This window comes from Dictyobacter aurantiacus (assembly GCF_003967515.1).
Classification (GTDB): domain Bacteria; phylum Chloroflexota; class Ktedonobacteria; order Ktedonobacterales; family Ktedonobacteraceae; genus Dictyobacter; species Dictyobacter aurantiacus.
In genome coordinates this window covers 1954281-1980389 of sequence record NZ_BIFQ01000001.1, presented here as the reverse complement: position 1 = coordinate 1980389, position 26109 = coordinate 1954281, and the positions used below count along the sequence as shown (strand labels likewise).

The 26109-nt window shown below is 55.0% G+C and carries 27 protein-coding genes; 25 read left to right on the top strand and 2 right to left on the bottom strand.

All coding sequences use genetic code 11. The features are described 5' to 3' along the window. The first annotated feature begins 262 nt into the window (after positions 1-262). The 9 genes from coxB (at position 263) to KTT_RS07915 (ending at position 9465) form a co-directional block, all read left to right on the top strand. Positions 263-1405 (top strand): cytochrome c oxidase subunit II, encoded by a 1143-nt coding sequence (gene coxB / locus KTT_RS07955; RefSeq protein WP_126595466.1) that lies wholly within the window; start codon positions 263-265, stop codon positions 1403-1405. Between the two features lie 53 nt (positions 1406-1458). Further along, positions 1459-3153 carry a cytochrome c oxidase subunit I gene (ctaD, locus tag KTT_RS07950; protein ID WP_126595465.1) on the top strand — a complete coding sequence of 565 codons (1695 nt, stop codon included), beginning with the start codon at positions 1459-1461 and terminating at the stop codon, positions 3151-3153. A 52-nt stretch (positions 3154-3205) separates the two neighbouring features. Then, positions 3206-3592, top strand: coding sequence for a hypothetical protein (locus KTT_RS07945; protein ID WP_126595464.1), 387 nt, complete (start codon positions 3206-3208; stop codon positions 3590-3592). 55 nt (positions 3593-3647) lie between these two features. Beyond that, entirely contained in the window at positions 3648-4265 is a 618-nt protein-coding gene (locus KTT_RS07940) for a cytochrome c oxidase subunit 3 (RefSeq protein ID WP_126595463.1), read from the top strand. Positions 4266-4591: 326 nt separating this feature from the next. Next, the gene (locus tag KTT_RS07935) at positions 4592-5008 is read left to right on the top strand and encodes a hypothetical protein (RefSeq protein WP_126595462.1); all 417 of its coding nucleotides are present in this window, start codon (positions 4592-4594) and stop codon (positions 5006-5008) included. A gap of 187 nt (positions 5009-5195) precedes the next feature. Further along, positions 5196-7217 carry an ATP-binding response regulator gene (locus tag KTT_RS07930; RefSeq protein WP_126595461.1) on the top strand — a complete coding sequence of 674 codons (2022 nt, stop codon included), beginning with the start codon at positions 5196-5198 and terminating at the stop codon, positions 7215-7217. A 282-nt stretch (positions 7218-7499) separates the two neighbouring features. After that, positions 7500-8144 carry a response regulator gene (locus KTT_RS07925; protein WP_126595460.1) on the top strand — a complete coding sequence of 215 codons (645 nt, stop codon included), beginning with the start codon at positions 7500-7502 and terminating at the stop codon, positions 8142-8144. 35 nt (positions 8145-8179) lie between these two features. Next, positions 8180-8749, top strand: coding sequence for a GNAT family N-acetyltransferase (locus KTT_RS07920; RefSeq protein ID WP_126595459.1), 570 nt, complete (start codon positions 8180-8182; stop codon positions 8747-8749). Positions 8750-8853: 104 nt separating this feature from the next. Continuing rightward, entirely contained in the window at positions 8854-9465 is a 612-nt protein-coding gene (locus tag KTT_RS07915; RefSeq protein WP_126595458.1) for a type 1 glutamine amidotransferase domain-containing protein, read from the top strand. On the opposite strand, the gene KTT_RS36130 is transcribed toward KTT_RS07915, so the two are convergent. Further along, entirely contained in the window at positions 9455-9625 is a 171-nt protein-coding gene (locus KTT_RS36130) for a hypothetical protein (protein ID WP_160145721.1), read from the bottom strand. The two genes, KTT_RS07915 and KTT_RS36130, sit on opposite strands and share 11 nt — an antisense overlap. 266 nt (positions 9626-9891) lie before the next feature. Here KTT_RS36130 and KTT_RS07910 point away from each other — a divergent pair, with 266 nt between their 5' ends. The 14 genes from KTT_RS07910 (at position 9892) to KTT_RS07850 (ending at position 21336) form a co-directional block, all read left to right on the top strand. Next, complete coding sequence (locus KTT_RS07910; RefSeq protein WP_126595457.1) at positions 9892-10503, top strand: TlpA family protein disulfide reductase; 612 nt, start codon at positions 9892-9894, stop codon at positions 10501-10503. Between the two features lie 13 nt (positions 10504-10516). Next, the gene (locus KTT_RS07905; protein ID WP_126595456.1) at positions 10517-10975 is read left to right on the top strand and encodes a hypothetical protein; all 459 of its coding nucleotides are present in this window, start codon (positions 10517-10519) and stop codon (positions 10973-10975) included. Between the two features lie 13 nt (positions 10976-10988). After that, entirely contained in the window at positions 10989-11444 is a 456-nt protein-coding gene (locus KTT_RS07900) for a cytochrome c maturation protein CcmE (protein WP_126595455.1), read from the top strand. Positions 11445-11453: 9 nt separating this feature from the next. Continuing rightward, on the top strand, positions 11454-13490 hold the full coding sequence (locus tag KTT_RS07895) for a heme lyase CcmF/NrfE family subunit (protein ID WP_126595454.1): 2037 nt from the start codon (positions 11454-11456) through the stop codon (positions 13488-13490). Continuing rightward, complete coding sequence (locus tag KTT_RS07890; protein WP_126595453.1) at positions 13487-14080, top strand: cytochrome c-type biogenesis protein; 594 nt, start codon at positions 13487-13489, stop codon at positions 14078-14080. Before KTT_RS07895 ends, KTT_RS07890 begins: the two co-directional genes overlap by 4 nt. Beyond that, positions 14080-14448 (top strand): hypothetical protein, encoded by a 369-nt coding sequence (locus tag KTT_RS07885; RefSeq protein WP_126595452.1) that lies wholly within the window; start codon positions 14080-14082, stop codon positions 14446-14448. Before KTT_RS07890 ends, KTT_RS07885 begins: the two co-directional genes overlap by 1 nt. Further along, a complete protein-coding gene (locus KTT_RS07880; protein WP_126595451.1) occupies positions 14426-15673 on the top strand; it encodes a carboxypeptidase-like regulatory domain-containing protein in 1248 nt (415 codons plus the stop codon). The genes KTT_RS07885 and KTT_RS07880 overlap by 23 nt, the downstream gene beginning before the upstream one ends. Then, complete coding sequence (gene ccmA, locus KTT_RS07875) at positions 15670-16443, top strand: heme ABC exporter ATP-binding protein CcmA (RefSeq protein WP_235845636.1); 774 nt, start codon at positions 15670-15672, stop codon at positions 16441-16443. The genes KTT_RS07880 and ccmA overlap by 4 nt, the downstream gene beginning before the upstream one ends. After that, on the top strand, positions 16440-17129 hold the full coding sequence (locus tag KTT_RS07870) for a heme exporter protein CcmB (protein WP_126595450.1): 690 nt from the start codon (positions 16440-16442) through the stop codon (positions 17127-17129). Before ccmA ends, KTT_RS07870 begins: the two co-directional genes overlap by 4 nt. 62 nt (positions 17130-17191) lie before the next feature. Then, on the top strand, positions 17192-17929 hold the full coding sequence (locus tag KTT_RS07865) for a cytochrome c biogenesis protein (RefSeq protein ID WP_126595449.1): 738 nt from the start codon (positions 17192-17194) through the stop codon (positions 17927-17929). A gap of 17 nt (positions 17930-17946) precedes the next feature. Beyond that, positions 17947-18105, top strand: a complete 159-nt coding sequence (locus KTT_RS36125) for a hypothetical protein (RefSeq protein WP_160145720.1) — start codon at positions 17947-17949, stop codon at positions 18103-18105. Position 18106: 1 nt separating this feature from the next. Then, positions 18107-18607, top strand: coding sequence for a DUF3054 domain-containing protein (locus KTT_RS07860; RefSeq protein ID WP_126595448.1), 501 nt, complete (start codon positions 18107-18109; stop codon positions 18605-18607). A gap of 281 nt (positions 18608-18888) precedes the next feature. Then, positions 18889-19998 (top strand): DUF4097 family beta strand repeat-containing protein, encoded by a 1110-nt coding sequence (locus KTT_RS07855; RefSeq protein WP_160145719.1) that lies wholly within the window; start codon positions 18889-18891, stop codon positions 19996-19998. A gap of 99 nt (positions 19999-20097) precedes the next feature. Next, the gene (locus tag KTT_RS07850; RefSeq protein ID WP_126595446.1) at positions 20098-21336 is read left to right on the top strand and encodes a DUF4097 family beta strand repeat-containing protein; all 1239 of its coding nucleotides are present in this window, start codon (positions 20098-20100) and stop codon (positions 21334-21336) included. A 120-nt stretch (positions 21337-21456) separates the two neighbouring features. On the opposite strand, the gene KTT_RS07845 is transcribed toward KTT_RS07850, so the two are convergent. Further along, positions 21457-23442, bottom strand: a complete 1986-nt coding sequence (locus tag KTT_RS07845; RefSeq protein ID WP_126595445.1) for a S1 family peptidase — start codon at positions 23440-23442, stop codon at positions 21457-21459. A gap of 416 nt (positions 23443-23858) precedes the next feature. On the opposite strand from KTT_RS07845, the gene KTT_RS07840 reads away from it, so the two are divergent. Both KTT_RS07840 and KTT_RS07835 read left to right on the top strand, forming a co-directional pair. Next, entirely contained in the window at positions 23859-24899 is a 1041-nt protein-coding gene (locus KTT_RS07840; protein ID WP_126595444.1) for a coiled-coil domain-containing protein, read from the top strand. Further along, positions 24865-26109 (top strand): DUF2851 family protein, encoded by a 1245-nt coding sequence (locus KTT_RS07835; RefSeq protein ID WP_126595443.1) that lies wholly within the window; start codon positions 24865-24867, stop codon positions 26107-26109. Before KTT_RS07840 ends, KTT_RS07835 begins: the two co-directional genes overlap by 35 nt.

Sequence of the window (26109 nt, the reverse complement as noted above, 5' to 3'; positions counted from 1 at the left end):
GCGAGTGCGATCGACACCTGTAGAGGGAAACAGGGATCAGGGGCTGTGCACCCTGATTTTTTTCGCTAGCGCTGCCGTCTGACAGCGGCAGCGCTAGCCACTACCTTTCCCGTTCAGGTTCCTGTAAGGTTCATTTTTAAAATTGCAAGTTTTGTGTTAGGCTCCATCGCTACACTACAGCAGTACAGTGGAAAAGTGTCGCCAAAACAAGACATCATCGTCCATCGTCAATCAATTGTTTAGGAGAGCTTTAGACGTGAGGATGCCGGTATTTCGTAGGGCAAAACGCTGGCTAGCATTGCTAAGCTTGCTGTCATTGTCCTCTATCCTGTTAGCCGCATGCGGTGAAAACTCACCCTCGATCCTGGATACCGCCGGACCGGTAGCTGCGAGTGAGAGCAGCCTGTTCTGGTTGATTCTGGGCATTTCGATCGTTATCTTTGTCCTGGTCGAGGGCATATTGATTTTCTCCATTATTCGCTACCGTGAACGACCTGGAATGCCGAATCCATTCCAAAATCACGGTAACTTGAAATTGGAGCTCGTTTGGACCGTTATTCCGACCCTGGTCCTATTCGTTATTCTCTTTTTTACGATTCGTGGCCTGCTCTATGTGGCTCCTGAAAACGAGCCGGCGGCAAGCGCATCACAACCAAGAATGGAAGTTACGGCCGTCGGTCACCAGTGGTGGTGGGAGTTCTACTATCCGAACTACCACGTCACCACTGCTGATACGCTGGAGGTGCCGGTTAACACAACTGTGCATGTCAAGCTGTTTTCAAACAACGTGATCCACAGTTTCTGGGTTCCTGCGTTGACTGGCAAGACAGACGTGGTGCCTGGTCACGACAACACCAAGTGGTTCGTGGCGCAGAAAGAGGGTACCTATACAGGTATCTGTGCTGAGTATTGTGGCACGCAGCACGCGAATATGCGTTTCAACGTCAAGGTCGTTAACAACAATGACTTCCAGACATGGGTGTCGAGCCAGCAGCAGGCTGCCACGGCTCCAACCGACCCTCTGGCGCAGAAGGGCGCTGCGTTGTTTAAAAACCAGTGTGCCTCCTGCCACGGTATTGTCGGTGTAAATCTGAAACAGTTCTACGACACCGCGCAGGAATGTTCCGATCTGCCGGGTGGTAAGGCCAATGGTACACCGCAATGTCTGATTGGTCCAAACCTGACTCACTTCGGCAGCCGCAACCTGATCGCTGGTGGCGTGCTGGATAACAATACCGAAAACGGTAACTGTGATCCAAATAATCCGAAGTTGACGCAACAATGTAACCTGGCAAAATGGTTGAAAGATCCCCAGGGTGTGAAGCCCGGGAACGACATGAACATTGGTGAGCTGACCAATGATCAGATTCAGCAGCTGGTTGCTTATCTGGAAGGATTAAAATAACCTGCCTTGCCCTGTGACCCTTTGTTTGGGGCTAGACACTGGAGGATTTGCGCATGGCGACTCGCACCATCGGTGAACACACCACGACGACAACAACGACGGGTGTGCGCCGAAAGCGCTTTAGCGAAACCTATATTGGTGAATGGATTACAACGACCGATCATAAGCAGCTCGGTCTGATGTATCTGATCACCGGTTTCTTTTTCTTTGTTGTGGGCGGTATGGAGGCTCTCCTGATCCGCACGCAGTTGGCGGAGCCGAATGGGAAGGTACTGGATCCCAATACGTATAACCAGATCTTTACCATGCACGGCACGACCATGATTTTCTTGTTCGTTATTCCTGTGCTCGCGGGGTTTGGTAACTATGTGGTGCCGCTGATGCTCGGCGCGCGCGACATGGCTTACCCGCGTATGAATGCCTTTGGCTACTGGCTGGTGCTCTTCGGCGGCATCTTCATTCAGTCCAGTTTCCTGTTTGGCCAGGCGCCAAACGGTGGCTGGTTTATGTATGCTCCACTGAGTGAGCTGACGGCCGGCCATGCCTATCAGGCGACCCCACTGATGAACGCCGATTTCTGGCTGCTGGGTACGACCCTGCTGGGTATCTCGTCCATCGCTGGATCGCTCAACTTTGTGGTGACTATCTTCAAGTTGCGCGCCCCTGGTATGAGCATCAACCGCATGCCACTGTTTTCGTGGATGATCCTGGTGATGTCCTTCCTGCTGCTGTTCGCTCTGCCCAGCCTGACTGTGGCTAGCGTACTGCTGCTGCTGGACCGCCACCTGGGCAGCCATTTCTATCAGTATGGCAATGGTGGTGATCCACTGCTCTGGCAGCACCTCTTCTGGTCGTTTGGCCACCCCGAGGTGTACATCCTGATCCTTCCGGCCTTCGGTATTATCTCTGAGGTTCTGCCGGTCTTCTCGCGCAAACCGATCTTCGGTTATACCTTTATCGCGTGGTCCGGTGTGGCTATCGGTTTCCTGAGCTTCACCGTCTGGGCACACCACATGTTCGCCGTCGGTCTGCCTTCGATCGCGCAGGCTTTCTTCGCGACCAGCACAACCCTGATCGCTATCCCGACTGCGGTGAAAATCTTTAACTGGCTGGCCACCATCTTTGGTGGTAAGCTGCGCTTTAACGCTCCGATGCTCTTCGCGCTCGGCTTTATCGCTATGTTCCTGATCGGTGGTTTGAACGGTGCCGCTTTGGCGGTTGTGCCTTTCGACTACCAGATCACTGATAGCTACTTTGTGGTGGCGCACATCCACTATGTGCTCTTTGGTGGTACCGCGCTGGCCGTCTTTGCGGGCATCTACTACTGGTTCCCCAAATTCACCGGCAAGCTGATGGACGATCGCCTGGGCAAGTGGCATTTCTGGGTCACCTTCATTGGTCTGAACCTGACCTTCTTCCCCATGCACATCATGGGTATCCTGGGTATGCCCCGCCGTGTCTACACCTATCCTGGTAACCTGGGTTGGAACGATCTGAACCTGATGGCCTCCGTTGGTGCTCTGATCATCGGTATCGGCGTTATCCTGTTCATGATCAATGTCATCAAGACCTTGAAGAGTGGTCAGCCTTCCGGTGATGATCCATGGGATGCCTTCACGCTGGAATGGGACACCACCTCTCCTCCGAAGAAATACAACTTCCTGGAGATCCCGGTTGTACGCAGCCGCCGTCCCTTCTATGACAAAAAGTATCCAGATCAGGCTGACTGGAAATCTGTCATTCACTAAGAGTGAGTAAACCTATCCACCCCGGTGGAAACAAGACTAGTAGAGGTATAAGGTGTCTCAAGAACAAACAAACCGCGTAGAGCAGCCGGTGCCAGTGGAGGAGAACGGCGTTTCCGCCGCTCCTCTCGCCGCTGGCACACCGACCTCCGACTCTGCGCCAGCGGATCAACAGCAGATGTCGCAAGAGGAGGGCACAACTACGGGGGCACAGCCACAGCCAGATCCTAAAAAAGGTTCGACAGGTCGGAAGCGGACCAGGGCCAAAGGGCGCCTGGTCAATGCTGAAGAAGTGATGCCACGGCCAAGTTTGTGGCCGCTGGGCCTGGCTTTTTCGCTCGCCTTCGTCCTGTTTGGAGTTGTGTCGGGCCCGATTGTGCTTGGGATCGGCATTGTACTGCTTGTGATATCGGGTGCGGGTTGGGCTTTAGAGCGTCGGTAAAAGGTAGGGCTCGTATCCGACGAGCCTACCTTTGTAGAGTTAGGGAGTTACTTGTATGAGTACTGCTCATGGCGAGCAGGTAAGGATCATTGAGGAGCAGCACGGCCAGCCTGGTGAGCGCAGTCTCAACTGGTGGGGCATGGTCTTCTTCATCGGCTCAGAAGCTCTGATCTTTGCTAACCTGATCGCTGCATTTCTCTATCTAGAGATTCGCAACAGTAGCCAGGTCTGGAAGCTGGAATTCAGCATTGTGCCTTTTATTGCCAGCATCATCCTGTTTTCTAGTAGCTGGTTTGTGCACCAGGCCGGTTCTGGTATCCGTAGCGGTAACCAGAAGAAGTTGATCTGGGGCCTGGCTGGCACGATTGCCCTGGGCGTGATCTTCCTGGCACTGCAGGGTGTTGAGTACACCACCTTGATCACAGGACCAGAGCATTTCACTATCTCCAGCAGCATCTTTGGTTCAGCCTTCTTTACGCTGACAGGCTTCCACGGTCTGCACGTCACCGTTGGTGCGATTTTTCTGATCGTCTGTCTGATCCGTGCCACACGTGGTCACTTCACCAAAGAGCAGCACTTCGCCGTTCAAGCGGCCGAGATGTACTGGCACTTCGTTGACGTTGTATGGGTATTCGTATTCACCCTCGTCTACCTGGTGCCCCTGCTGCGCTAGCATCCTATATCGCCTTCTGGCGTTTTTTGTGAGCCCTGGTATCTCACCGAGATACCAGGGCTCACAATATTTTTATAAGTGAGTGGGAAATGACCGGTGCTCGGCACCGGTCATTTCCCACTCACTTATAAAAATATTGTGAGCGCCGTAGGCGCGTATCGTCATGGCCAAAGGCATGCAAAGCCCGCTTTACAAATCCCTTTTTACCTGTTTCCGTATTTCATGGCGTCTTAATTATCTGTCAGGAGGGTAGAAATATGGTACAATGGGAAAAGCAAACTTAACTCCCCAAATGTACCGTTTTGTTTTGGAGTAAGAAAGGCCGTATGATGAAAGATGCAATGCACAGTAACGAGTCTGTCGTTGCCGTCCGGCACGATGATACGGGCAAGCGAAGAAGCCGCGCTCCTCAATACTGTTCTGTCTGTACAGCACGCATCTGGTTTGAGCCGATCGAGATGGTCGAGCCAGAGGGGGTGCCCGAGCCCAGACTCTCATGGGTGCTGTGTAGAGCCTGCCATCAGTTGTTGCAGAATGAGATGACGCGTTCTCCTGTGCGCTCTCCTTTGCGCCTGCGCATCGCCATGGGTATCGTGGCGGCGGAACGCTGGCCCCATGCATATTCGACGCGTGTGCGCGAATATATTAATGATCGACGTATGATCCTGTTCATCGCTATCGGTCTGATTGTGGCGATGGTCCTCCACTTGATCCTCATTGTAATGGTTGCAGGCCTCAGGTAGCCGTCTCCCCATTGTCTTTGAGTACTATCCAATAGCGTGTTATATAGAGATGTTTATCGGGCTATGAAGCGCGCTGGCAGGCTCTTCTCCCTCTGTTTTTATGGGTGGCACGTGGTTGACTCTTATTGCTAAAATATGAGTAGCCAGGTTCTACACATCACTCACAGGCGGGAAAGGGTTGTTTTGGATGTCCTCCTTCACCGAACAAAAACACGATATAATTCCTAGCGGCGTGTGGATTGCGGAGAATGCTACGACTCTTGGGGTCCCCACTGATAGAAGCATTGATCCCATTCCGGCGGCGTTTAGGCGCGAATACCAGGTGCTCGCGGAAATGTGCGCCAGCATGAGCAGCGGTTTCATGTTGCTCAATCCGCGTGAGCGCGTTACCTATTCCAATGATAGCGCTCTGCGATTGCTGCGCCTTGCCGGACACGACCCGGCCAGCCTGCGAAACTTTGATGTGCGCCAGCATCTGCTGTCTCTGGCTGCAGATCCACGCGAGGCCCGCGTTGAACTGGATGAGGTCTGGCAGCATGTCGAGCAAGAATATTCCGCCGACCTGTCGCTGGCCGACGCGGCCGCCAACTGGTTGCGAGTACGCAGTTTCCCGGTGCGCGATGCCCATGGTACCTTCCTGGGGCGTGGTGTCCTGCTGGAGGATGTTACCCTGGAACGATCGTCGGCGGATGCGCGTTCGGAAACGCTGAAGATGGCCGCGCACGAGTTTAAGACACCGCTGGCCATTATCAAGGGATGCGCCACGACCCTGCTGGGTGGATCAGCCCGTTGGGATCCAGCGATGCAGCGCGAGATGTTGCAGATGATTGATGCTCAGTCCGATCGCCTGTACGATGTGTTGAATACCCTGCTGGATGTCTGGCGCTTCGATAATGGTACCCAGCCGCTCCACCTTTCCCAGGTGCAACTGGCGGAATTGCTGATGCAGCTGGTGAAGCGCTGGCAGAACCAGGCCCCCGACCACCGCTTCGTGCTGGATATTCCTGATGGTATTCCATCCGTTACCTGCGATGCCTTGCGCATCGAGCAGGTGTTAAATCATCTACTCAATAACGCGGTAACCTATTCTCCGGCTGGCAAGATTGTGCGCCTCTCGCTAGATGCTAATGAGGAGGAAGTACGCATCTGCGTCAGTGATGAAGGGGTGGGTATCGCTTCCGAACACCTGGACCGTATCTTCGATCGCTTCTATCGCATCGAGCATGCCAGTAAGGTCCATACCCGGAATGGTGCTACTGGCGAGCCTGATCAGCAGGCCGAGCAGCGCGGCGGTAGCGGACTGGGCCTGGCATCTGCCCGCGCCACCATCGAAGCTCACCATGGCAGGATCTGGGCCGACTCGGAAGGTCCTGGCCAGGGGGCGAGCTTTTCGTTTACCCTGCCTCTAACGGCGCGACAGACCCTGGCCGCATCGGCCTCTCTGGCGACGTTAGAAGAGTCCGCAGCGTCTCCGGCGCAGCAGCGCACGTTGCGTACCTCGTCGTTGAAGCAGGGACGGTATACACGCGTCCTGCTAGCCGAGAACGATGCGCGCCTGGCCCGCTATCTGCGCGCTAACCTGGAAGAGCAGCAATACCGCGTCCATGTCGTCAGCCACGGGGTACAGTTCCTGCGCCAACTGGAGCTGGAAGAGCCCGATATTATCCTGCTCTCCACGCGCCTGGCCGATATGAGTGGTATGGAACTGCTGCAGCGCATGCGTGAGTTCTCGAACGCGCCCATCATGATGCTCTGCGAGGCCTGCGAAGAAGAGGAGCGCGTGCAGCTCTTCGACCTGGGCTGCGACGACCTGGTGCTCAAGCCGTTTGGCATGAATGAGTTGCTGGCACGTGTACGTGCCCTGCTGCGCCGCCGGGCACCGGCAACCGAACATACGCAGAACCAGACCATTTTCAGCACCGGAGATCTCACCATTGATTACGCCCAGCACCTGGTCACAGTGGGTGGCCGACCGGTCCAGCTCAGTCGCACCGAATACAAGCTGCTCAGCACGCTGGCCCAAAACGTCGGCATGGTTGTAACCCACGAACTCCTGCTCGAAAAGGTCTGGGGTCCCGAATACAATCGCGATATCGACTTCATCTGGGTCTACATCAGCCGCCTGCGCCGCAAAGTCGAAACCAACTCGCGCCGACCTGAATACATCCTGACCGTCCCCGACGTCGGTTACAAACTCGCCAAAATATAGAAAATTTTTATGTATTTCGTTCATATAAAAAACACGCGTTAAACGCGTGTTTTTTATATGAACGAAATACATAAAAATTAGAATCGGGCAGCCGCGTATGCGGACGCCCGTGCGGGGGCGCTTTGTCACCCTCAAAATAAAAAAGTCTGCCTACCTCCAAAAATATTCAGGTCGCTGTAAGGTAAACACCTTAGGTGTCAAAGATATTGTAATGTGGGCCTCGTATGCTTAATACAGCAATACAACTCGTCAGATAGACTTTGTAGCGATAGAGGTGCACATATGTCGCAAGGGCAGAAAACAACAGCTGCAACGGTACTCGTGCTGGAAGCTGACCCTACCATGCGCCGCTTAATTAGCCTCGGCCTGCGTCATCGTGGATTAGAGGTAATCGAAGCGGCCTCTCTGGCAACCATATCTTCGACTGACATCCAGTCCCTTGATCTCCTGATCCTTGACGTTGATGATGGCGTCTCCTGCGATTGGGCATTGCTCCAGACGATACAGGAGCAACCCGAACTCTCAAATCTGCCCAAGGTCGTGCTATCCTGGGATCCACCCATGGAAGGGAAGAGCGCTACCCTGACCACTATTGAGCACTGTGTCTGCGTGAATAAACCGTTTGATGCGCGGGCCCTGCATGAAGGTGTCGATCACCTCTTGTTGGAGCGCACAATTGAACAAGACGCACAACTGGCCCGGGCTGAAGAGGCTTTGTTGGCAACCTATCGAAAAGATAGCTCCCCCAGCGTCTGGCCCATCATTACCGCTGCTGGTCTCTTCCTGGCTGTCATCGGTCTGCTCTTCCAGTTTGTGCTGGTTATGATTGGCCTGGCTATTATCGTGATTGGCTTGTTGCTGTGGACCATCGGCTGGCATAGCCGTATTGAGCGTACCCCCGACATCGCCTTTAGTGTCAGTAAATAAGTCCGTCTATCGCGCTTAGAGGATATTCAGGTAACATGGAGATTCGAGCAGCCAGACCGGAAGATGCTCCCCAGGTGGTTCCGCTGTTTATTCAGGCTATGGGTGGTATCGCCGATACGCTGGCGGGCAGCGATCAGCCCCAGGAGGTGCGGGCCTTTATGTCCGACTTTTTCCAACAGCCCGCTAACCGCCTGAGCTATCAGAATACCCTGGTGGCGGAAGAGAACGGCCAGATTGTTGGAAGCGTTATCCTCTACCATGGTCGGAAGGTGGCTATGCTGGATCAGCCCATTATCGATCGTCTGCGCGCCCTCAAAAATGATCCTCACATCACATTGGATAAAGAAGCGGAAGAAGATGAGTGGTATATCGATACCCTCTCCGTCGCACCAGGCTATGGGGGGCGCGGTATCGGAACCGCACTGCTGCGCGCCGCAGAGGAACGTGCCCGCACCATCGAACCCACTAGAATCGCGCTACTCGTCGATAGCGACAATCAGCGCGCCTATCGCCTCTACCAGTATCTCAACTATCAGCAAGACGCAGTTGTGCACATCACGCACCACCCGTATCTCCACATGACAAAAAAACTTGTCGATGTCTGAGCTCAAAAAAGCATATGGTTGAGACACGATTGCCTTTTGCTATGCGTATACAACATGTCAATAGTTTAAATGATGTTGTTAGGTAGGAAAAGGAAGGTAGAACTATGCAAGCAAGTGGTAAAAGATTAGACGGATTACGTGTCGCGATTCTGGTCACAGACGACTTTGAGCAGGCTGAAATGACCGAGCCACGTAAGGCACTTGACCAGGCGGGAGCGGTAACAAAGATCATTTCCAACAAACCTGGACAGGTGCAGGGAGTTAACCACGACGAGAAAGCCGACACTTTCCCTGTAGATATGACGCTCGACCAGGCCAATCCTGGTGATTTTGACGCTATCCTGCTTCCCGGAGGTGCCATCAACGCGGACACTATCCGCATGGAGCCAAAGGCACGCCAGTTCGTACAGCAGATTGACCAGAGCGGTCGTCCAATGGCCGTCATCTGTCACGCCCCATGGTTGCTGGTCTCCTCCGGCTGCGCCAAAGGTCGCACCATGACCAGCTACTACACAGTTCAGGACGACCTGCGCAACGCTGGTGCCAACTGGGTAGACCAGGAAGTCGTACGCGACGGCAACCTCGTCACCAGCCGCAGCCCGAAAGACCTGCCGGCCTTCAATCCGGCCGTCGTCTCTCTCTTCGCCGAATACAAAGAAAAGGGCCCCATCTCCTCCTCTTCCACCCAGAAAGCCCAGGACGTCATCACCGGTTAATTGCCGTGCGTGGAGGGAAATCGGCCGCAAGGGCCGAATCTACGGTGGGCATGATCATGCGTGGAGGGAAATCGGCCGCAAGGGCCGAACCTACGGTGGGCATGATCATGCGTGGAGGGAAATCGGCCGCAAGGGCCGAACCTACGGAGCGGGGATGCAAGGGGTGGCAACCCCTTGACTGGGGGCTCGGGGGCCGTGCCCCCGTCCTCTTCCTCTTCTCATCGTGCCGCCGTCAGGCGGCACCGCCAATAAGGGCCCCCGTTTAAGAAAAAAAATGCCAGTGGCTGTGCCACTGGCATTTTTTTTCTTAAACGTTCAGGCCTTTGTAAGGTGATAGGAAATGCTTGCAAGTTGGCTATCAGGCTCAAGCACCATAATCAGACTGAAATTAAATAGCTGAAATAGCTTGTAAGAATTGGGCAATGTATGGAAATAACTGAAACTACAACGCGCAGCCGATCGCGCAAACGCAACATCGTTGTCTTTGTAGTAACCAATATTTTAATCATTGGCGCGCTGGTATTACTCTGGACCCAACTCACGACGCCGGTATCGACCGCCACCCATTCGCCGGATGATCCATCGGTGGTCGGTGACGCTCCCAGTCCGCTAATAGGTAAAGCAGCGCCGGCCTTCGATCTACCGCTGGTCAATGGCAATGGAGAAAATGTCAGACTGGCAGACTATAAAGGGAAGCCTGTTATCGTCAATTTCTGGGCCTCCTGGTGTGATCCCTGTAATGCTGAAGCTCCTGTCTTGCAGAGTTCCTGGCTGGATCTGAAGTCGAAGGGTGTCGTTATGATTGGCATCGATGGTGGAGAGACCGCCGGGGCGGGCAGCAAGTTCTTACAGAAATACGGAGTAACCTACACCAATATCATGGATAACGTAGGTGGCGACACCAGCATCGCTTATGGCGTCACCAGAATGCCAGAGACTTTTTTTATTGATCGCGATGGCAAGGTTGTCGCACACTGGATTGGTGCGCTTGACTCCACGGGCTTGCAGAAGGAACTGGCAAAACTTCAGGTGAATTAAGGCGGTTGTCAGCATGTGGGAGATACGGTGGCTTGTCCGCCTTGTGCATATTCTGGCCGCCAGTGCCTGGGTTGGTGGGAGCTTTATGTACCTGGTGGTGGTGATACCCGCCCTGCGCAGTGGTGGACCGGTACCGGTGGTCGCGTCAAAGATTGCCGAGCTCTTCAAACGCATGGTCAACATCTGTGTGGGTCTGCTGCTGCTCAGTGGCGTCTATTTAACCTTTGATCGCCTGACACAGACCAACCTGGGTTTAGTATACATTATTGTTCTGGCTCTAAAGATCCTGGGGGCATTGGGACTGTTTGTGCTGGCGATGTATCTGGGCCAGAGCAACATCAGGCGCCTGGCGAAGCGTACCACGCGACTCTCGAAAGCCGCCCCACAACTGATGCTAGCCCTGGGCATTCTGGTATTTATACTCGGCGCGCTTCTCAATACTATCTTTGAGATGACGATCGCGCCACATTAATGGAGGTCGTATTGTGCAGCCTGCTTTAGATATAACTACTGAAGAGCAGAAGAAAACGGCAAAGCCGCGCAGGCGCGTCCCGTTCAGTTTTATCCTGGCGGGCATCGCTATTCTTGGCGCGATGATCTATCTTGTCTATGCCAATACCCAGAGCAGCGCGGTCTACTATCTGACCGTGCCCGAACTGCATCACTGCACTGACTGTATGGCACGCTCGGTACGTGTCTCGGGCATCGTGCAGCAGGGCTCGATTAAACGCAACGATCAGACGCAGGTGGTTACATTCTCAATCGCGGATAGCAATCAAACGTTGCCTGTCACCTATAGTGGTGTTGTGCCAGACATCTTCAAGCCTGGCGTTCAGGTAGTTGTAGAGGGGCACTACACGGGGAGTGGTCCATTTACGGCTCAGACCTTGCTGGCCAAGTGTCCGTCGAAGTTCCAATCTGCAACTCCCACAGCGAAATAAGGATTGACTGTGTATTTTTCAGATCTCGGCATAATCGCTCTTATCCTGGCACTCGGGTTTGCTCTCTATACTATCGTGGCTGCCGTTCTGGGGGCCGTGCGCTCGGTACCGCAACTGGTGACAAGCGCGAAGCGCAGCCTGCTGGTCGTCACGTTTTTTGTGCTGCTGGCGTCTATCGCCCTGGTGGTATCGTTTTTGACCCATGATTTTGGCGTCAACTACGTGGCGCAGCATTCCAGCCTCTCGATGCCCTGGTATTTTGTGACGGCGGCATTCTATGGTGGTCAGGAGGGCTCACTGCTCTACTGGGCGCTGGTACTTTCCCTCTTCTCGGCCTTATTTGTCGCTACCTCTAAACGTGCCCCGGCGCCTCTGATACCTTATGTGATGGCGACCCTGATGGGGATCGAGGCCTTCTTCCTATTCATGCTGTCGACGCTTTCGAATCCTTTTGTGCGCTCGACCATCGCGCCTAAAGACGGTGCCGGTCTGAATCCACTGTTGATGGACCCCGGTATGCTGGTGCATCCGCCGATGTTGCTGATGGGGTACATGAGCTTCTCGCTTCCCTTCGCCTTCGCGGTGGCGGCCTTGATTACGGGCCGGCTCAACGCCGAATGGCTGCGCTCGATTCGCCGCTGGATGCTCGCGGCGTGGTGTTTGCAGACGACGGGCCTGGTGCTGGGCGCCTGGTGGGCCTATCATGTGCTGGGTTGGGGTGGTTACTGGAGCTGGGACCCGGTGGAAAACGCGGCCCTGCTGCCCTGGCTGACCGCGACCGCCTTCCTGCATTCAACCATGGTGCAGGAGCGACGTGGCATGCTGAAGGTCTGGAATCTTTTCCTCGTGATGGCCTCCTTCGCCCTCTCAATTTTTGGTACCTTTGAGGTGCGCAGTGGCCTGATCAGTTCGGTGCACTCGTTCGCCTATTCTGATATCGGCGCGTATTTCTTTGGCTTCCTGGCGGTGGTGCTGCTCTTCTCCAGTGGCCTGTTCTTTTTCCGCCTGCCACATCTGCGGGCCGAACAGGAGTTCGACTCGGTCGTCTCACGCGAAGGGGTCTTCCTGCTCAACAATCTGTTGCTGGTAGGTATAACCTTCGCTGTCCTTTGGGGCACGCTCTTTCCGTTGATATCGGCCGCCTTTCGTGGCCAGACGATGACGATGGGACCGCCTTTCTATGACCAGGTGGTAGCGCCACTGACGGTCTTGCTGGTGCTGGCGATGGGTATTGGTCCTCTGCTGGCCTGGCGGCGCACCTCGATGGCGGCCCTGTGGCGCAATATCAGCGTTCCCGCGATCCTGGCGGCCGTGTGTGCCGTGATCCTGCCCATTGTGGGGGTGACGGATGTGGCGGCCAACATCGGCTTTACCGTCTGCATCTTTACGGCCGGGGCCGTGTTCTATGAGATCTGGCGCGGTGCCCGCGTGCGCCATCGTCACGGCGAAAACTATCTGCTCGCCGTTTACATGCTCTTTCAGCGCTATCGGCAGCGCTACGGCGGCTACGTGGTGCACCTGGGACTGGTCTTGCTGGTAGCGGGCATCATTGGCTCGCACTATTTCCAGCAGCAGAAGGACGCTACCCTCAAGCCGGGCCAGGAGATGAACATCGCCGGCTATCGCTTTACCTATCTGGGCAATATCGATGAGAAGAATACTGATAAAGAGACCATCTCCTCACAGGTCCAGATCTGGCGCGACGGGAAATTGCAGAATTATATCTATCCGGGTCGCGTGATCTATAGCAGCTATCCCGATCAGCCGACCAGCGTGATTGAGATCAAGACCTTTGGGGCTACTGATGTCTATGTCTACCTGGCCGATTGGCAAGGAGCTGCTCAGGCCACCATTCGTGTCTTCATCAATCCCCTGGTCCCATTTGTCTGGTGGGGTGGCATCTTAATGCTGATTGGAGGCATCCTCTGCTGGTGGCCGGTACGCCCACGAGCGCGGGTCAAGGTTGCCAGGACCGCGAACGTGGTAGAATCAGAAGCGACCGAGCAGAAGTCTCCAGAGGTGGCTGATGGAGGGGTGATTGCATGAGTATACAGAAGAAAGCTATGCAGCCGAAACGTTCGCTGCTGCTAGTGCTGGCCGCACTGGCCCTGATCGCGGCCGTCTGGTCCTGGCAGCTATTCTCGGCTCCGAAGCAGCAGACGGTTGATCAGCGGGTGCACGATATCGCATCGCAGCTCCGCTGCCCCGTCTGCCAGGGTGAATCGGTGGCTGATGCCCCCTCTGGCCTGGCCCTTGAGATGCGTGGTATCATTCGGCAACAGGTGTTGGCTGGAAAATCTGATCAGGAGATCATCCAATATTTTGCCAATCGCTACGGTGAGGGCAATATCGTCTGGGTGCCACAATGGCAGGGCTTTACCCTGCTGGCGTGGATCGTCCCGATCGCTTTGTTGCTGGCGGGTTGCATCTTCCTTTTCCTGGTTGTGCGCGACTGGCGGAAAGAGTCCGCTCCCGCGCTGGCCCTTGCCGCGACCGCTGCGGGCGGCCAGGATGAGCAAAATACCGGGATAGACAATGAGACCGATACTGAACTGGAGCGCTATCGAGCACAATTAGAACAGGAACTCGCCGCCGATGATCCGCTCTTCAGGCGGCCGAGAACGGAGGCAAACTGATGGCGCTGATAATCGCGATGGTCCTGGGGCTGCTATCCCTTGTGTTCGTTCTCTATCCACTCTACACGGGCTCGATGAAAAAAGATCGGCAGACTCAAGTGGAGATGGAGCGAGAGCAGCCGGAGACCGAGGTGAAGGAGTTGGCCGAGGATGAGCAGCAGGCGCGCTCCTCTATTCAAGAGGTTGAACTGGACTATCAACTGGGCAATATCGAGGAGCCCGACTATCGTTCGCTGCGCGAGCGCTACATGCGCCGCGCCCTGACCGCTTTGAAGTCTCGTTATGAGCGAGAGCAAGAGATTGATGATGATATTGAACAGCAGTTGCGCCAGCTAAAGGAGTCCTATGAGAAAACGAATCACGAGTAGCTTGCTACTGGTCTCAATACTCGCGTTCATTGTCTTGAGCTGGCAGGTAACTCCGGTTCACGCAGCCGCCGAAAATGGACAGATCTCGGGCCAGGTATTAGATGGTACCAACAACAATGCGCCAGTGGGCGGGCAAGACGTCACATTGCAGCTGGCCCAGGGGAGCAATAGTCGCGACGCCGGTACGGTGAAGACCGATGCGCGGGGGCGTTTCACCTTTAGCAAGCTGGCGACCGATCAGACCATCACTTACGTGGTCTATACGCGCTATCAGGGCGCGCAATACGTCAGCAACGCGGTGACGCTGAATCAGAAGGCCGCGCAGACCGCCAACGTGCAGGTCTATGAGGCCACCACCAGCACTGACAACGTGGCCGTCGTGCGCTCTACCGTATTGATGCGCCAGGACGATCCCGCCAAAGGCGTCATCAATGTTTCGCAGGCCTTCTCGTTTCAGAACTTGAATAAAAAGACCTATGTTGGCTCTTTGAATGCCAGTAAAGGCAAGCCGAACGCGCTGCTCTTCTCTTTACCAGCAGGCGTGCGTAACATTACGCTGGGCAGTGGCTTCTCCGGTTACCAGGTGATTCAGGTCAATCAGGGATTCGCCACCGACGCGGCCCTGCTGCCCGGTACCAATGAATTCTCATACTCCTACGAGGTCCCTTACACGGGCTCGACCTATACCTTCCCGTATGAGACGCAGTACCCGACGGTCTCGCTCTCTGTGCTGGTTGATCCAGCGTTGCATGCCAGTTCCAAAGACCTTACCTCGTCCGGCATTGTGAACGCCGATAATCGCGCGTATCATGCTTTTAGCGCCACGGTACTGCCCGCGCATAAGCAGGTTGCGATGTCCCTGGAGGGGCTGGCTGTGCCGGCCAGCCATGCTGGTTCCCCGTCCTTTAACGCCGCGACCATCTGGCTGATTGTTGGTGTGCTGGTGCTGGTCGCGATCGTGGCGATGACCTGGTTCCTCTTTCGTTCCCAGCATAAGCGCGTGGCCACTCAGCAAAAGCTGGACGCCAGTGAGCAAACAGATAAAACTACATCGAAAGCGCTCGTGGCTGATAATCCAGAGCAAGCGCTGCTTCAGGAGTTATTAAAGCTGGATAAAGAGTATGAGGCGGGTAATATTACCAGAGATCGCTACGAGAAGCAGCGCGCCAGAACGAAGGCTCGTCTGCGCTCTCTGATGAGTGAGAAGGAGACTACGCGGCGATGAGCAGGCCAGGTGAGCAGATGGCCGCCGTGCAGCCCGCTCCCGCGCATCCAGATGTGGGGGCTCCAACGGCGTTAGCGATCGAGATTTCCAATCTAAAGAAGGGGTTTGGCCTCAAGCCGGTGCTGCGTAACGTTCAGCTGATGTTGTCACGTGGGCAGCGCATGGCCTTGCTGGGCGCGAACGGCGCAGGTAAGACGACGCTGCTGCGTATCCTGACTGGTCTGAGCAAGGCCGGATCGGGGACTGTGCGGGTGTATGGATTGGATAGCCACTACGAGCTGCAGGAGATTCGCCGGCTGGTTGGCTTCGTGGCCCACCAGCCCTATCTGTATGAAGAATTGACGGTACTGGAAAATCTGTTGTTCTTTGGCAAGCTGTATGGTGTGACGCATGTCCGCGAGCGAGCCACTGTGCTGTTGCAGCGTGTGGGGATGGAGCGCCGGGCGAACGACCGCATTCGCGCGCTCTCGCGCGGGCAGGTACAGCGCGTGGCCTGGGCGCGCGCCCTGCTGCACGAGCCACGGCTGCTCTTGCTGGATGAGCCCGATACCGGACTGGATCAGCACGGCAACGATCTGGTTGAGTCCCTGCTGGCGGAGCATACCGAGCGCGGTGGTAGCATGCTCTTTACCACCCACAACCTGGAGCGCGCCATTGCCTGGAGCGATCAGATCGTGATCCTGGCTGGTGGCCGTGTGACCTACCAGCACGAGAGCGCCACTCTGTCGCTTGAAGAGCTGCAGCGGCGCTATCGGGAGGTCACGCGATGAAAATGGCCAGCCTCTTTTTCAGTCAGTTATGGGCGATCCTGTGGAAAGACATCCGTTACGAGCTGCGTAGCAGGCAGACCTGGATTGGCATGGGGATGTTTGCCCTGTTGGTACTGGTGATCTTCAATTTCACCTTTGATCTGCATGTCAGCAACGTTGTCGCTATCGCGCCGGGAGCATTGTGGGTCGCCTTTATCTTCGCCAGCCTGCTTGGTCTGGGTAGGACCGTGGCGGCCGAGCGCGAGCAGGGCCTGCTGGATCGTCTGCTGCTGACTCCGGTGGATCGCAAGGCTATCTACCTTGCCAAACTGCTCGGAAATTTGCTATTTATCGGTGTAGTAGAAATTATCGCCCTGCCGGTCTTCGCGATTCTCTTTAATCTACCAATCTGGGAGGGTCCGACTTTGCTGGCGCTGGTTCCCATCGTCTTATTGGGAGCTCTGGGCATCGCTTCGGTCGGCACGCTGTTTTCGGTACTGGCCGCCAGCACGCAGGCGCGCGAGCTGCTCCTGCCCATCCTGGTCTTCCCACTGGTGGTACCGGTGGTGATCAGCGCGGTGCGGGCCACCACGCTGCTGCTCGTGCCGGGCGTCAACGAGCCACCATGGCTCAGCCTGTTGATCGCTTTTGATGTGATCTTTCTCAGCGTCTCGACGCTGTTATTTCAATATGTTGTTGAGGAATAATCCGATTATTCAGAGTGGATGGACTCCGGGTTGAAGAGAGTCCGGTTTTGAGGAACACGTTTATGGCTTTAGCGAAACAGATATCGGGTACGGAGAAACGCGCTGCCTCGGCCAGGCAGTCGGGGGGACGCTGGCCCCTGGTATCTCTCATTTTAGGGGGCCTGACCGCCCTCACGCTGGCGGTGTCGTTGTGGATGATCTTTTTCTATACGCCGGTCGATAGTCTGCAGGGAGAGACCCAGCGCATCTTCTACTTCCATGTCCCCACGGCCTGGGTAGGCATGCTCTCTTTTATTATCCTGGCGGTGGCCGGTATTATCTATCTGTTCAAGCCAGATGCGCGGCTGGACTGGCTGGCGCGCGCGGCCGCTGAGGTCGGCGTGGTTTTCCTCTCCATCACCTTGATCCTCGGTTCGCTTTGGGGCAAGCCGATCTGGGGCGCCTGGTGGGTCTGGGATGCTCGCTTGACGGCCACCTTGATTCTGTGGTTTATGTACGTCGGGTATTTGATGCTGCGCAGCTACATGGGAAGAACGAGCGAGGGTGCGCGCGCCGGAGCCGTGATCGGCGTCATTGGCGCCATTGATGTGCCGATCATCTATCTTTCGGTGAGCTGGTGGCGCGGACAGCATCCTGTGGCTCAGGTTGGCGTGCAGGGCGCGCTTCCTCCACAGGCGACACTGACCTTGATGGTGGCTCTGGTGGCTATTACCCTGCTCTATGCTTTTATGATGGTACAGGCTTATCAATTGCAGCGTCTGCAGGCGTTGGCGCAACAGTTACGCGCGATTGTGGAATAAGGATAAAGGACGAAACGATGCAAACATACTTGATCGCTGCTTATATTATTGCCTGGCTGGCTATCTGCCTCTACCTGGTGATTCTGGCCATGCGCATTCGTGGGGTGCGCGTCGAACTGGCCGCCGTTGAAGAGCTGGTGCGCGAGCAGCAGCTACAGCAGGAAAAGGAGCTTTAGTGTGGCTGTCAAAGAGAAAAAAACTGTGACCACCTCGGCCCTTGAAGAGAGCAAGCCTCGCAATAAGCAGGAGGCCCGGCGGCTGTGGATGCTGATCTTCGGCGATATCCTGGTCTTTTTGATCTTCTCGGTTATCGGACGCCAGAGCCATGGTGAGGATACGGGTCTGACCGCGGTCTTAAAGGTTGTCTGGACCGCTCTGCCATTTGCTATCAGCTGGTTTGCCATCGCGCCTTTTATGGGGGCGTTTCGCCGTGAATTGATGACGGAGCCACGCCAGATGGCCCGTAAAACTGGTTTTGCCTGGCTGGCGGCCTGGCCAATAGGTGTCATTTTGCACTTTGTTTTTGAGCAACATCTACCAACCGTGGTCTCCGCCATCACCTTTGGCCTGGTAACTCTGATCTCTAATACCGTGCTCCTGTTTATCTGGCGCATCCCATTTGCCATGACGAATCATACAAAGGATCTTCAAGCCCGGCTTGCACCCAGGAAAAAGTAACACGACAATACCATTTCACCCATCCTGTTTCGTCCTAATGTAGTACAATACATGTGGAATAGCAACGAAACAGGATGGGTTTTTGTTGGTTGGATTGTCTTACTGAAGACAGCAAGGAGTGGTAACTGTCTATTTTCTTTCCTGATATGGCGTGATAGGGATGTTGGGGTGTCAGGTATAGTGAGGTATGTGGGCATTGGTGGCAGCTTTATTGCAAACTGGTCGTTCGTATCAATCTTCTCGCCAGGATGCGGTATGGTGCAATTGTAGGGGAACTATACATGGGCAAGCAGCAATCTTCATTTGGTGATTCTCGTTCTCAAGAGCCGCAACGGCCTTTTGATGGCTACGCGGATCCGACCGCTCCAATCCATGAGCATCCACAGCAGCAGGCGCAACAAGAAAGAGAGAGGGTGCCCGTTCCGCTCTACCTTGAAGGATATCGTGGGCCGGTCGATGATTTTCCTCATCGCGAGATGCTGGGGGAAAAACTGGTACCCGCGCCGGGCCCTTCGCCGTTTCTCAAGGCCTTAAAGTTTATTCCTCCAGCTCTTATTCTCTGTTTACTACTCTTTATGCTGGCTGGCGGTGGCAATCTATTCAAGCAGATGGTGCAGGCTAAAAATACGACCACCCAGCAACTGGCGGCAGATCACCCGTGCAATGTCGTCATCCATAATGCCCGGGGACGGGTACACCTTCATGGTAGCGATAATAGTCCGATCAGTGTAACCTCGACCAGGTATAACGCGAGCTGGATCTCGCGGCCCGGCAGCGAGATGAACGTGGATGCACGTGTAGTGGACAACGGGCATACGATCCTGATCGATACGGACCGCGTGGGTGATAATGAGCACAGCGACGCCCAGAGTGTGGACCTGGATGTGACGGTCCCCACCTTGATCAATGTTCAGATCACGGCCGAGCACGGCGCGGTCAAGATCGATAGCATTACCGGCAATATGAGTGTTGAGGCCAGCGATTCCATCAACGCGCAAAACGTCCATAGCGGAGACGGGCATATCGCTTTTTACTCGCGCGATGGAGCCATTGATGTCGACCAGGTCGATGGGCAGGTAGCCTTTACGACCAATCAAGGTCATATCGAGGTTGGTGATGCCCATCTCACCGGTCCTTCACACATGCGATCGCAGGATGGCAAGATCGTCTTTGATGGCAATGTCGATCCCGAAAATGAGTATAGCTTTGAGTCCCGTGGGGGAGCCATCGATGTCTCGTTGCCATCAAACGCCAGCTTCAACCTGCGTGTCTTCGCCGATCATAGCTCGGTCGATAACGAATTTGGCAGCAACGTTGTTGGAACTGGCCCCCGGGCCCATATCGGCATCGCCACTATGTCTGGCAATGTCGAAATTAATGAAGACAACTAAGCCTGCCGCTGATTGAGCAACCTTCGCTTTAGTTTTACCCTCGCCACTCCGATTGTGGATAGTAGGAGTGTGGCTTTTTATAGCATGAAGGGGCAAGTGATGAGTAAGTATCTAGAGACTGGTCAGGCGTCTCCTAAACGCCAGAAAAAGCAACAACAATCGTCTCCATCCAATCAATCAGAAGAGCAGGCGGAAACGCAAGAAATGCCTGCTGCTGATGAATGCACCGTAGAGATTGTACCCCCTGATGAGTCTGATGTGGCGTCATCGCCTCACGAGGAGGCACAGGCTGAAGCGGTGGCGGCTGTCGAAGCTGCTGAGATTACCGCAGAAGGCGAACACACAGAGACCGAGGTGTCTGAACCCATTGCGACCACCTCTCCTACTACGTCCCTGCAAGAAAGGCTATCAAAATGGGGAATGGGCCTCTGGTCGCCATTATACGGCCCTCATCCGGCCCCCGACTGGCGCTTACAGCGCTCCAATCAGAATGATCTGGGCAGAATTCTTATGTTTATCTTACTGATCGCGCTGGTAGTGGGCCTGATTGCCGTCGGCATTATCAACAGGGCTGGCACCCAGAACGCCAGCGAGAGTTACTTTTTTCCGCAGCAGGAGCACCAGAAAATCGTGATCAATAACGATACCGGGACTATCCATATTCATAGTCAGGCACATGGCCCGTTTAGTTTTCAGGTGAACAAGTATTCAGAGGGCATGGGATTGGGACTGATCAATACTGACGTGACATATAATCAAGATGGAGCTAAGACGACCGTCGACGCCCGCCTCGATCCTGACTATCTTTTCGCTGGTTCGCGTGGGGTAGATATCGATGTGACGATTCCTCCAACCGCCTCTGTTGAGGCCTATACCGCCGCCGGAACGATTACTATAACCGGCAATGTTAGCCAGACTTCTGCCCGTACTGCTAGCGGCTCGATTGTGGTTGATGATAGCGAGGGCAATATGACGCTGCAGGCCGATACCGGATCGATCGCGTTGCATAATGTGAAGGGTCAGCTCAATGCATCTACGCGTCAGGGCGATATTGAGACGCGCCACGTTCAGCTGACCGGCCAATCGTCCATGACCGTAGATAATGGAGCGATTACCTTCGACGGCTCGCTGGCCCGGACTGGTAATTTCCATTTCACCACTATCAATGGTTCTCTGAGCCTGTCTCTGCCCCGCTTTGAAGCGTTCCACATCAGTGTCAGCAGCGGCTCTGGTCCGGTCAGCAACGAGTTTGGACGGCTCTCTAACGGCAAGCGCCCGCAGGCACAGATCGCCGTCAGCACCCAGCGGGACGCGATCACAATTCATCAAACTCGGTAACTTTGTCTCCGGACTATATTACTAATAGAGCTGATGCGTATATGCTGTGTACATAAAGAGAGTGCCCTGGTTTTTTGCCAGGGCACTCTCCTGTTTTTGATAGTTGCTTCCGCTGCGGGTTTAAGCATTTTCCTGGGTATAGAATGAGCCTGGATCAGCGTTTGCCATAACATCGGACCGCTTTCTCGCGATGGCTGGCATCTTATCCGTTGCCTCATGCTTCTCATCGGACCCTGGTTGATCCTGTGGTCTATCCAGTGGAAACGGGACCTGCTCCACCTCTTGAAGGACAGATTTGGGAGCCACGTAGTAATTTTGAAGATCGGTTGGCCAATCCAGGCTACTATTGGTTTTTATCCTCTTGACCGGAAGCCTGTTATCAGCACCATTCCCCTGTTGTCTTTCCGTGGGCTCCGCAGCCATAGGAGACTCCCAGGCCGGGTTGGCCTGTTCTTGTGGGCTGATAGCCTCCTGCGGGAACGCAGGGGGTGCAGGCGTGGCTGGTGGCCATGGCAGAGCAGGCTCAGGCGTTTGTGGACTCTCAAATCGGGCGGGTCGTGAAGGTTGTGAGTCGGGCGGCCTATCAGCTTCCTCAGTTGTTGCTATTGATGCTGATGTCATATATGGTTGAGGCCAGTTGCCTGCACCCGCGCGGTCCGATTGAGCGGACGGCTGATGTGCATATGGGTTGCCGAAGTTCTGTGATGTCTGGTTATAAGGACTTTGAGGCGCTTGAGTGTTATTTTGATAGTTGTATTGATAGGCCGGCTGAGACTTGCTGCGCCGCCGTGCGAACCAAAGCCCTACCAGCACCGCCAGCACGATAACAATGACAAAGACGATCGCGGCCGTTATCAAGAGCGCCGTAGTGTTGTTGGGAGCGGACTGTGGCTGCTTTTCGTGCCTGGCTTGCTGCGAGGCGTAGTCCAGGAATGGATTGACGGCCTGGAAGCTGGGATAGTCTTTCTGGAGCTTCTGGAAATCGGCGTACGCCTGGTGCCAGTGGCCTGCTCCCGTGGAAGTGTACTGGTTAAAGGCTTGCTCCCAGGCTGTCTGGAACTTGCCGGGCTTCGTATCGATTTTGAGATTGGTGATCAATTCCTGGGCGCTGCTACTGGTCTGCAGGAAACTGGTGCCAACCGGCGTCTGAGCATCCTGGTTATAGAAGCTTACCACTCCGACAACGTTGCCATGACTATTGAGGGCTGGGCCGCCGCTATCGCCATGCTCGACGTTGCCACCAACCTGGATGACATGCTCTTTGATGGCACTAACATAGATCTTATTAACCGATGATGTCAGGTAGGTGGTGGGATCGGGTTTTGTGGGATCTCCCAGGTCTCCATTGCCGGGGAAACCGATGATGGTCAATTCATCCTGCTGCGACACATTGGAAGAGTCGTCTAGTTGAACGGAGGGGGTATCCTCCATATTGACGTGGATAATAGCCACGTCACGCTGGTCTACCGCGCTCTCCTGCTCGATTTTATTGACCTGGGCGTGGAAGTTCGAGGACACATCTGAGAGCTGATTGGCATTGATGACGCCCGCGTAGTCCCTGCTGAGAAACACCTCGCTTTTGGGACTCTGATAGGTTGACTGCGTGCGGAAGATGCCGAAGGCCATGTTGCTATAAGTATCCTGCGCGCTATAGGGGGTCTGGGGATGAAAGTTCATGTTGATATAATCGGCGACATCCTGGGCCGCTGTCATCTGTAAAACATCATCCATCGATTTATCGCGCGGAGGCTGGATGACATGATCAGCCGTCAGAATGTCGCCGTGAGAACTGATAAAGGTGCCGCTGCCAGATAGTTTTAAATCGTAGTAGCCACCATCCAGCGGAAAAGTGGCGCTTTGCGTATCGGTAAACTGGACGGACAGGCGTCCTCCCACCGTGGTAATGATGCGCACCACCGCTGGTTTGGCCAGGTCGACCGCCCTGATAACTGGATTAGAAATATTGCCGCCCGGCGTTGCATCGGCCAGGGCTGGTCCGGCAGTCACAAAAATGCAGAGGAAAGAAATAAAGCCAGATAGTGATATAAGAGCTAATTTTTTTCTACGGAAAGAATGGAAGCATGCCAGAAAAAATGTTATACCCATTATGACCTCATCGCCCTCTATCCTTGAGAGGCATATCAGACTAAGTGCCTATACATGCTGATGAATATATGGTGTCGAGACGGCACCAGCGCAAAATATGTTATAGCTTTTCTTCGTGCGTCGTGCATGTTTTCTGTTAGCCATCATACCGTACTTTACCCTGCTTGTCTACTTTTACAGTATAAAATCCTGTTTGATCGTGTGTTAGGAAGTTGTGAGGATGGGTTTTATAGGAAATTAGTGGTAAACTCTTTAGAGCCGTATGGGATTAATATGATATTCTGGGATGCATCTACAATGTTGTTTAATGTGGAGTGGTAATGAGGGAGGTTGGTTGATGCATACAATTTGCAGATGTTTCAATAGTTAGCCGTGTAGAACAGAGCCTGAGCATACCCCCTGGAGGACCACATATTATGGGCAATACCGATTCGTCTTCTCCACAAGATAAAATGAGGCGGAACAAAAAGAAGCTAAACAAACAGAAGCGCCGCCTGCAGGAGCGCCTTGAGAAGGCACGTAAGGCGCGCGATCGCAGTGAAGAGCGCCTGAAGCTGGCGCAAGAGCGGTTGCAGCTCAGATCTGCCCGCGTACGCAAACTCGAGCAGCGGCTCCTGACCATCCATTCGCGCCTGATTGCTCTGTCCCTGATTGTTGATGACGAGGGTCCATCTATTTTTGATGAGGAGGAGCAGCTCAGCACGTGGAACCCATTATCTGTTGATGAACATAATGAGATAATGCGGCAGCACCAGGCGCAGGCGGCGCAGGTATACGATGAAGCTGAAGCCCTGGCCCACGATGCGCGCGCTATTGCCGGGGTGGCAGAGGAGGCGGCCCGTACCGCTGTGTCGCGCGCCGAATACGCTGAAGAAAGATTGGCCCGGGAGAGTATTGGTCGGCATCTTGCCCGGGAGTATGAACATTTGCAGAGCGAGGCTGAGCGGGCGCAGATCTTTGCCCATGAGACGGCGCAAGCGGCTGATGAGGCAGAGCAGCTGTTGGTTATGCTGACGCCCGGGACAGAAGATACGACATCGGTAGACACTGAGCTGGGAAAACTTTTTGGCGACACGGCTTTCCTGAATGAGGTAGCCAGGGAGAACGACGAAATGTTTGATGAGATTGAGAAGGATGAAGACGCATTCGCGGCTGTAGCATCCCTGATCCTGGCGGACGCTGAGGCGGATGAGGCGGCGGAATCCGAGGCCATGTTGGAAGCCAGCAGCGAGCACGCCGTTGATGTACACGAGATGTTGCGGCAGGCCGACTATACACTATCCCTGGTGCGCGCGGCCGTTAAAGAGGGGACCCTTAGTGGAGAAGATGCCGTGCGTGCTCTCACCGCCGCGGAGATGGAGGTCGCCCATGCCCGTTCTCTGGTAAGGACCGTGGAGGAGAGGATAGAAGAGGAGCAGCAGCATGCTACTGAGGGAGAGAGCAAACAGGAGAGATAGCGGTGGTTTGACCTATCAAGGGTCCTCTATACCTTTGATCAGCACGCGATGTTGTGAGCCCGAGCTGCCCTATGAATACGAGGTAGCGCGGGGGTGGTGGGAACTGCCCCGTTCTATTTATCTACCGCTGCAGCAAGGTGGTCGCTGCCAGGTCCTGTTCGCGGGACGCCCGGGTAGCGCGGCGGGACCCGACGTGCGGGACGCGGTTCTGCGCTTCATTTCGGGTCCCGACCCGGTACTGGAAGAGGTGGGGCGCGTGGTCGGAGATGTCGAATTCCACGTTCGCGCCAGCGATTGGCGTACCCACGCGCATGATGTGGACCCCATGTATAACAATGTGTGTCTGCATATAGTCCTGGTCTGTGATGATGCACAGCCCACACGTCGCCAGGACGGACGCGTGGTCCCCACCTGTTCCCTGGCGGACGTGCCATTGGGTCGTAAGCTGGTATCGTTGCCGCTTGTTGAAGAGATATGCTGGCCCTGCCAGCAGTTGAACGTCCAGCAGCGCGATGCATTATTGCGACGCGCAGGACTACTACGCTTCGAAGCCAAAAGCCATCGTTTGCTTGAAGAACTGCATACCATGGATCCAGCGCGGTTTCAGGGGCTTGACGCTTATGATGCCTGCCTGTTTCTGGCGCTGGCCGAAGCGCTGGGCTATGGCCGTGATCGTCTCACCTTTCGCGCCCTGGGTCTGCGCTTGCTCATGGGACGCGGCGAGATAGCGGAACCACTTGGCCGCAGCCTGTGTCCCCAGCCTCTCGATCTCGCCCGGCTGCACGTACTGATGAATCTCCTTTCACGCTGGCGCGACGTCGGCATCTGGCGCACCCTGCGCAACTGCCTATGCCCCACCAGCGGACAAGCAGACTATGCTCGCATGCTAGCCAACCTGCGCGCCAGCTTTACCGCCATCGAATTGAGCCAGGCCAGGACCGATATTCTGCTCTGCAACGTCGTTCTGCCGTTCGCCGCTGCCGTCGCGCTGCTCGAGCACAACCAGGCGCTGGCCGAGTGTGCCCGCGTTCTCTACCTGCACCATCCCGGCCTGCCTTCCAACTACATCACTCGTAGCATGTGCAAGCAGCTCCAGCTATCCACAGAGCCGCGCGGCAGCTGTCAGCAACAGGGATTGCACTATATTTATCAACAGACCTGCCGCGAAAAACAGTGCCATAGTTGCATTATAGGTTCTCAACGTATATAA

Bases quoted from the DNA above. Each gene is read 5' to 3' on its own strand.
- KTT_RS07885 (WP_126595452.1), top strand. From the start codon at position 14,080: ATGGCGCTGATAATCGCGATGGTCCTGGGGCTGCTATCCCTTGTGTTC.
- KTT_RS07845 (WP_126595445.1), bottom strand. From the start codon at position 23,442: ATGGGTATAACATTTTTTCTGGCATGCTTCCATTCTTTCCGTAGAAAA.
- KTT_RS07890 (WP_126595453.1), top strand. From the start codon at position 13,487: ATGAGTATACAGAAGAAAGCTATGCAGCCGAAACGTTCGCTGCTGCTA.
- KTT_RS07835 (WP_126595443.1), top strand. From the start codon at position 24,865: ATGCTACTGAGGGAGAGAGCAAACAGGAGAGATAGCGGTGGTTTGACC.
- KTT_RS07940 (WP_126595463.1), top strand. From the start codon at position 3,648: ATGAGTACTGCTCATGGCGAGCAGGTAAGGATCATTGAGGAGCAGCAC.
- KTT_RS07930 (WP_126595461.1), top strand. From the start codon at position 5,196: ATGTCCTCCTTCACCGAACAAAAACACGATATAATTCCTAGCGGCGTG.
- KTT_RS07905 (WP_126595456.1), top strand. From the start codon at position 10,517: ATGTGGGAGATACGGTGGCTTGTCCGCCTTGTGCATATTCTGGCCGCC.
- KTT_RS07870 (WP_126595450.1), top strand. From the start codon at position 16,440: ATGAAAATGGCCAGCCTCTTTTTCAGTCAGTTATGGGCGATCCTGTGG.
- KTT_RS07910 (WP_126595457.1), top strand. From the start codon at position 9,892: ATGGAAATAACTGAAACTACAACGCGCAGCCGATCGCGCAAACGCAAC.
- ccmA (WP_235845636.1), top strand. From the start codon at position 15,670: ATGAGCAGGCCAGGTGAGCAGATGGCCGCCGTGCAGCCCGCTCCCGCG.
- KTT_RS07865 (WP_126595449.1), top strand. From the start codon at position 17,192: ATGGCTTTAGCGAAACAGATATCGGGTACGGAGAAACGCGCTGCCTCG.
- KTT_RS07840 (WP_126595444.1), top strand. From the start codon at position 23,859: ATGGGCAATACCGATTCGTCTTCTCCACAAGATAAAATGAGGCGGAAC.
- ctaD (WP_126595465.1), top strand. From the start codon at position 1,459: ATGGCGACTCGCACCATCGGTGAACACACCACGACGACAACAACGACG.
- KTT_RS07925 (WP_126595460.1), top strand. From the start codon at position 7,500: ATGTCGCAAGGGCAGAAAACAACAGCTGCAACGGTACTCGTGCTGGAA.
- KTT_RS07855 (WP_160145719.1), top strand. From the start codon at position 18,889: ATGGGCAAGCAGCAATCTTCATTTGGTGATTCTCGTTCTCAAGAGCCG.
- KTT_RS07920 (WP_126595459.1), top strand. From the start codon at position 8,180: ATGGAGATTCGAGCAGCCAGACCGGAAGATGCTCCCCAGGTGGTTCCG.
- KTT_RS07850 (WP_126595446.1), top strand. From the start codon at position 20,098: ATGAGTAAGTATCTAGAGACTGGTCAGGCGTCTCCTAAACGCCAGAAA.
- coxB (WP_126595466.1), top strand. From the start codon at position 263: ATGCCGGTATTTCGTAGGGCAAAACGCTGGCTAGCATTGCTAAGCTTG.
- KTT_RS36125 (WP_160145720.1), top strand. From the start codon at position 17,947: ATGCAAACATACTTGATCGCTGCTTATATTATTGCCTGGCTGGCTATC.
- KTT_RS07880 (WP_126595451.1), top strand. From the start codon at position 14,426: ATGAGAAAACGAATCACGAGTAGCTTGCTACTGGTCTCAATACTCGCG.
- KTT_RS07935 (WP_126595462.1), top strand. From the start codon at position 4,592: ATGATGAAAGATGCAATGCACAGTAACGAGTCTGTCGTTGCCGTCCGG.
- KTT_RS07915 (WP_126595458.1), top strand. From the start codon at position 8,854: ATGCAAGCAAGTGGTAAAAGATTAGACGGATTACGTGTCGCGATTCTG.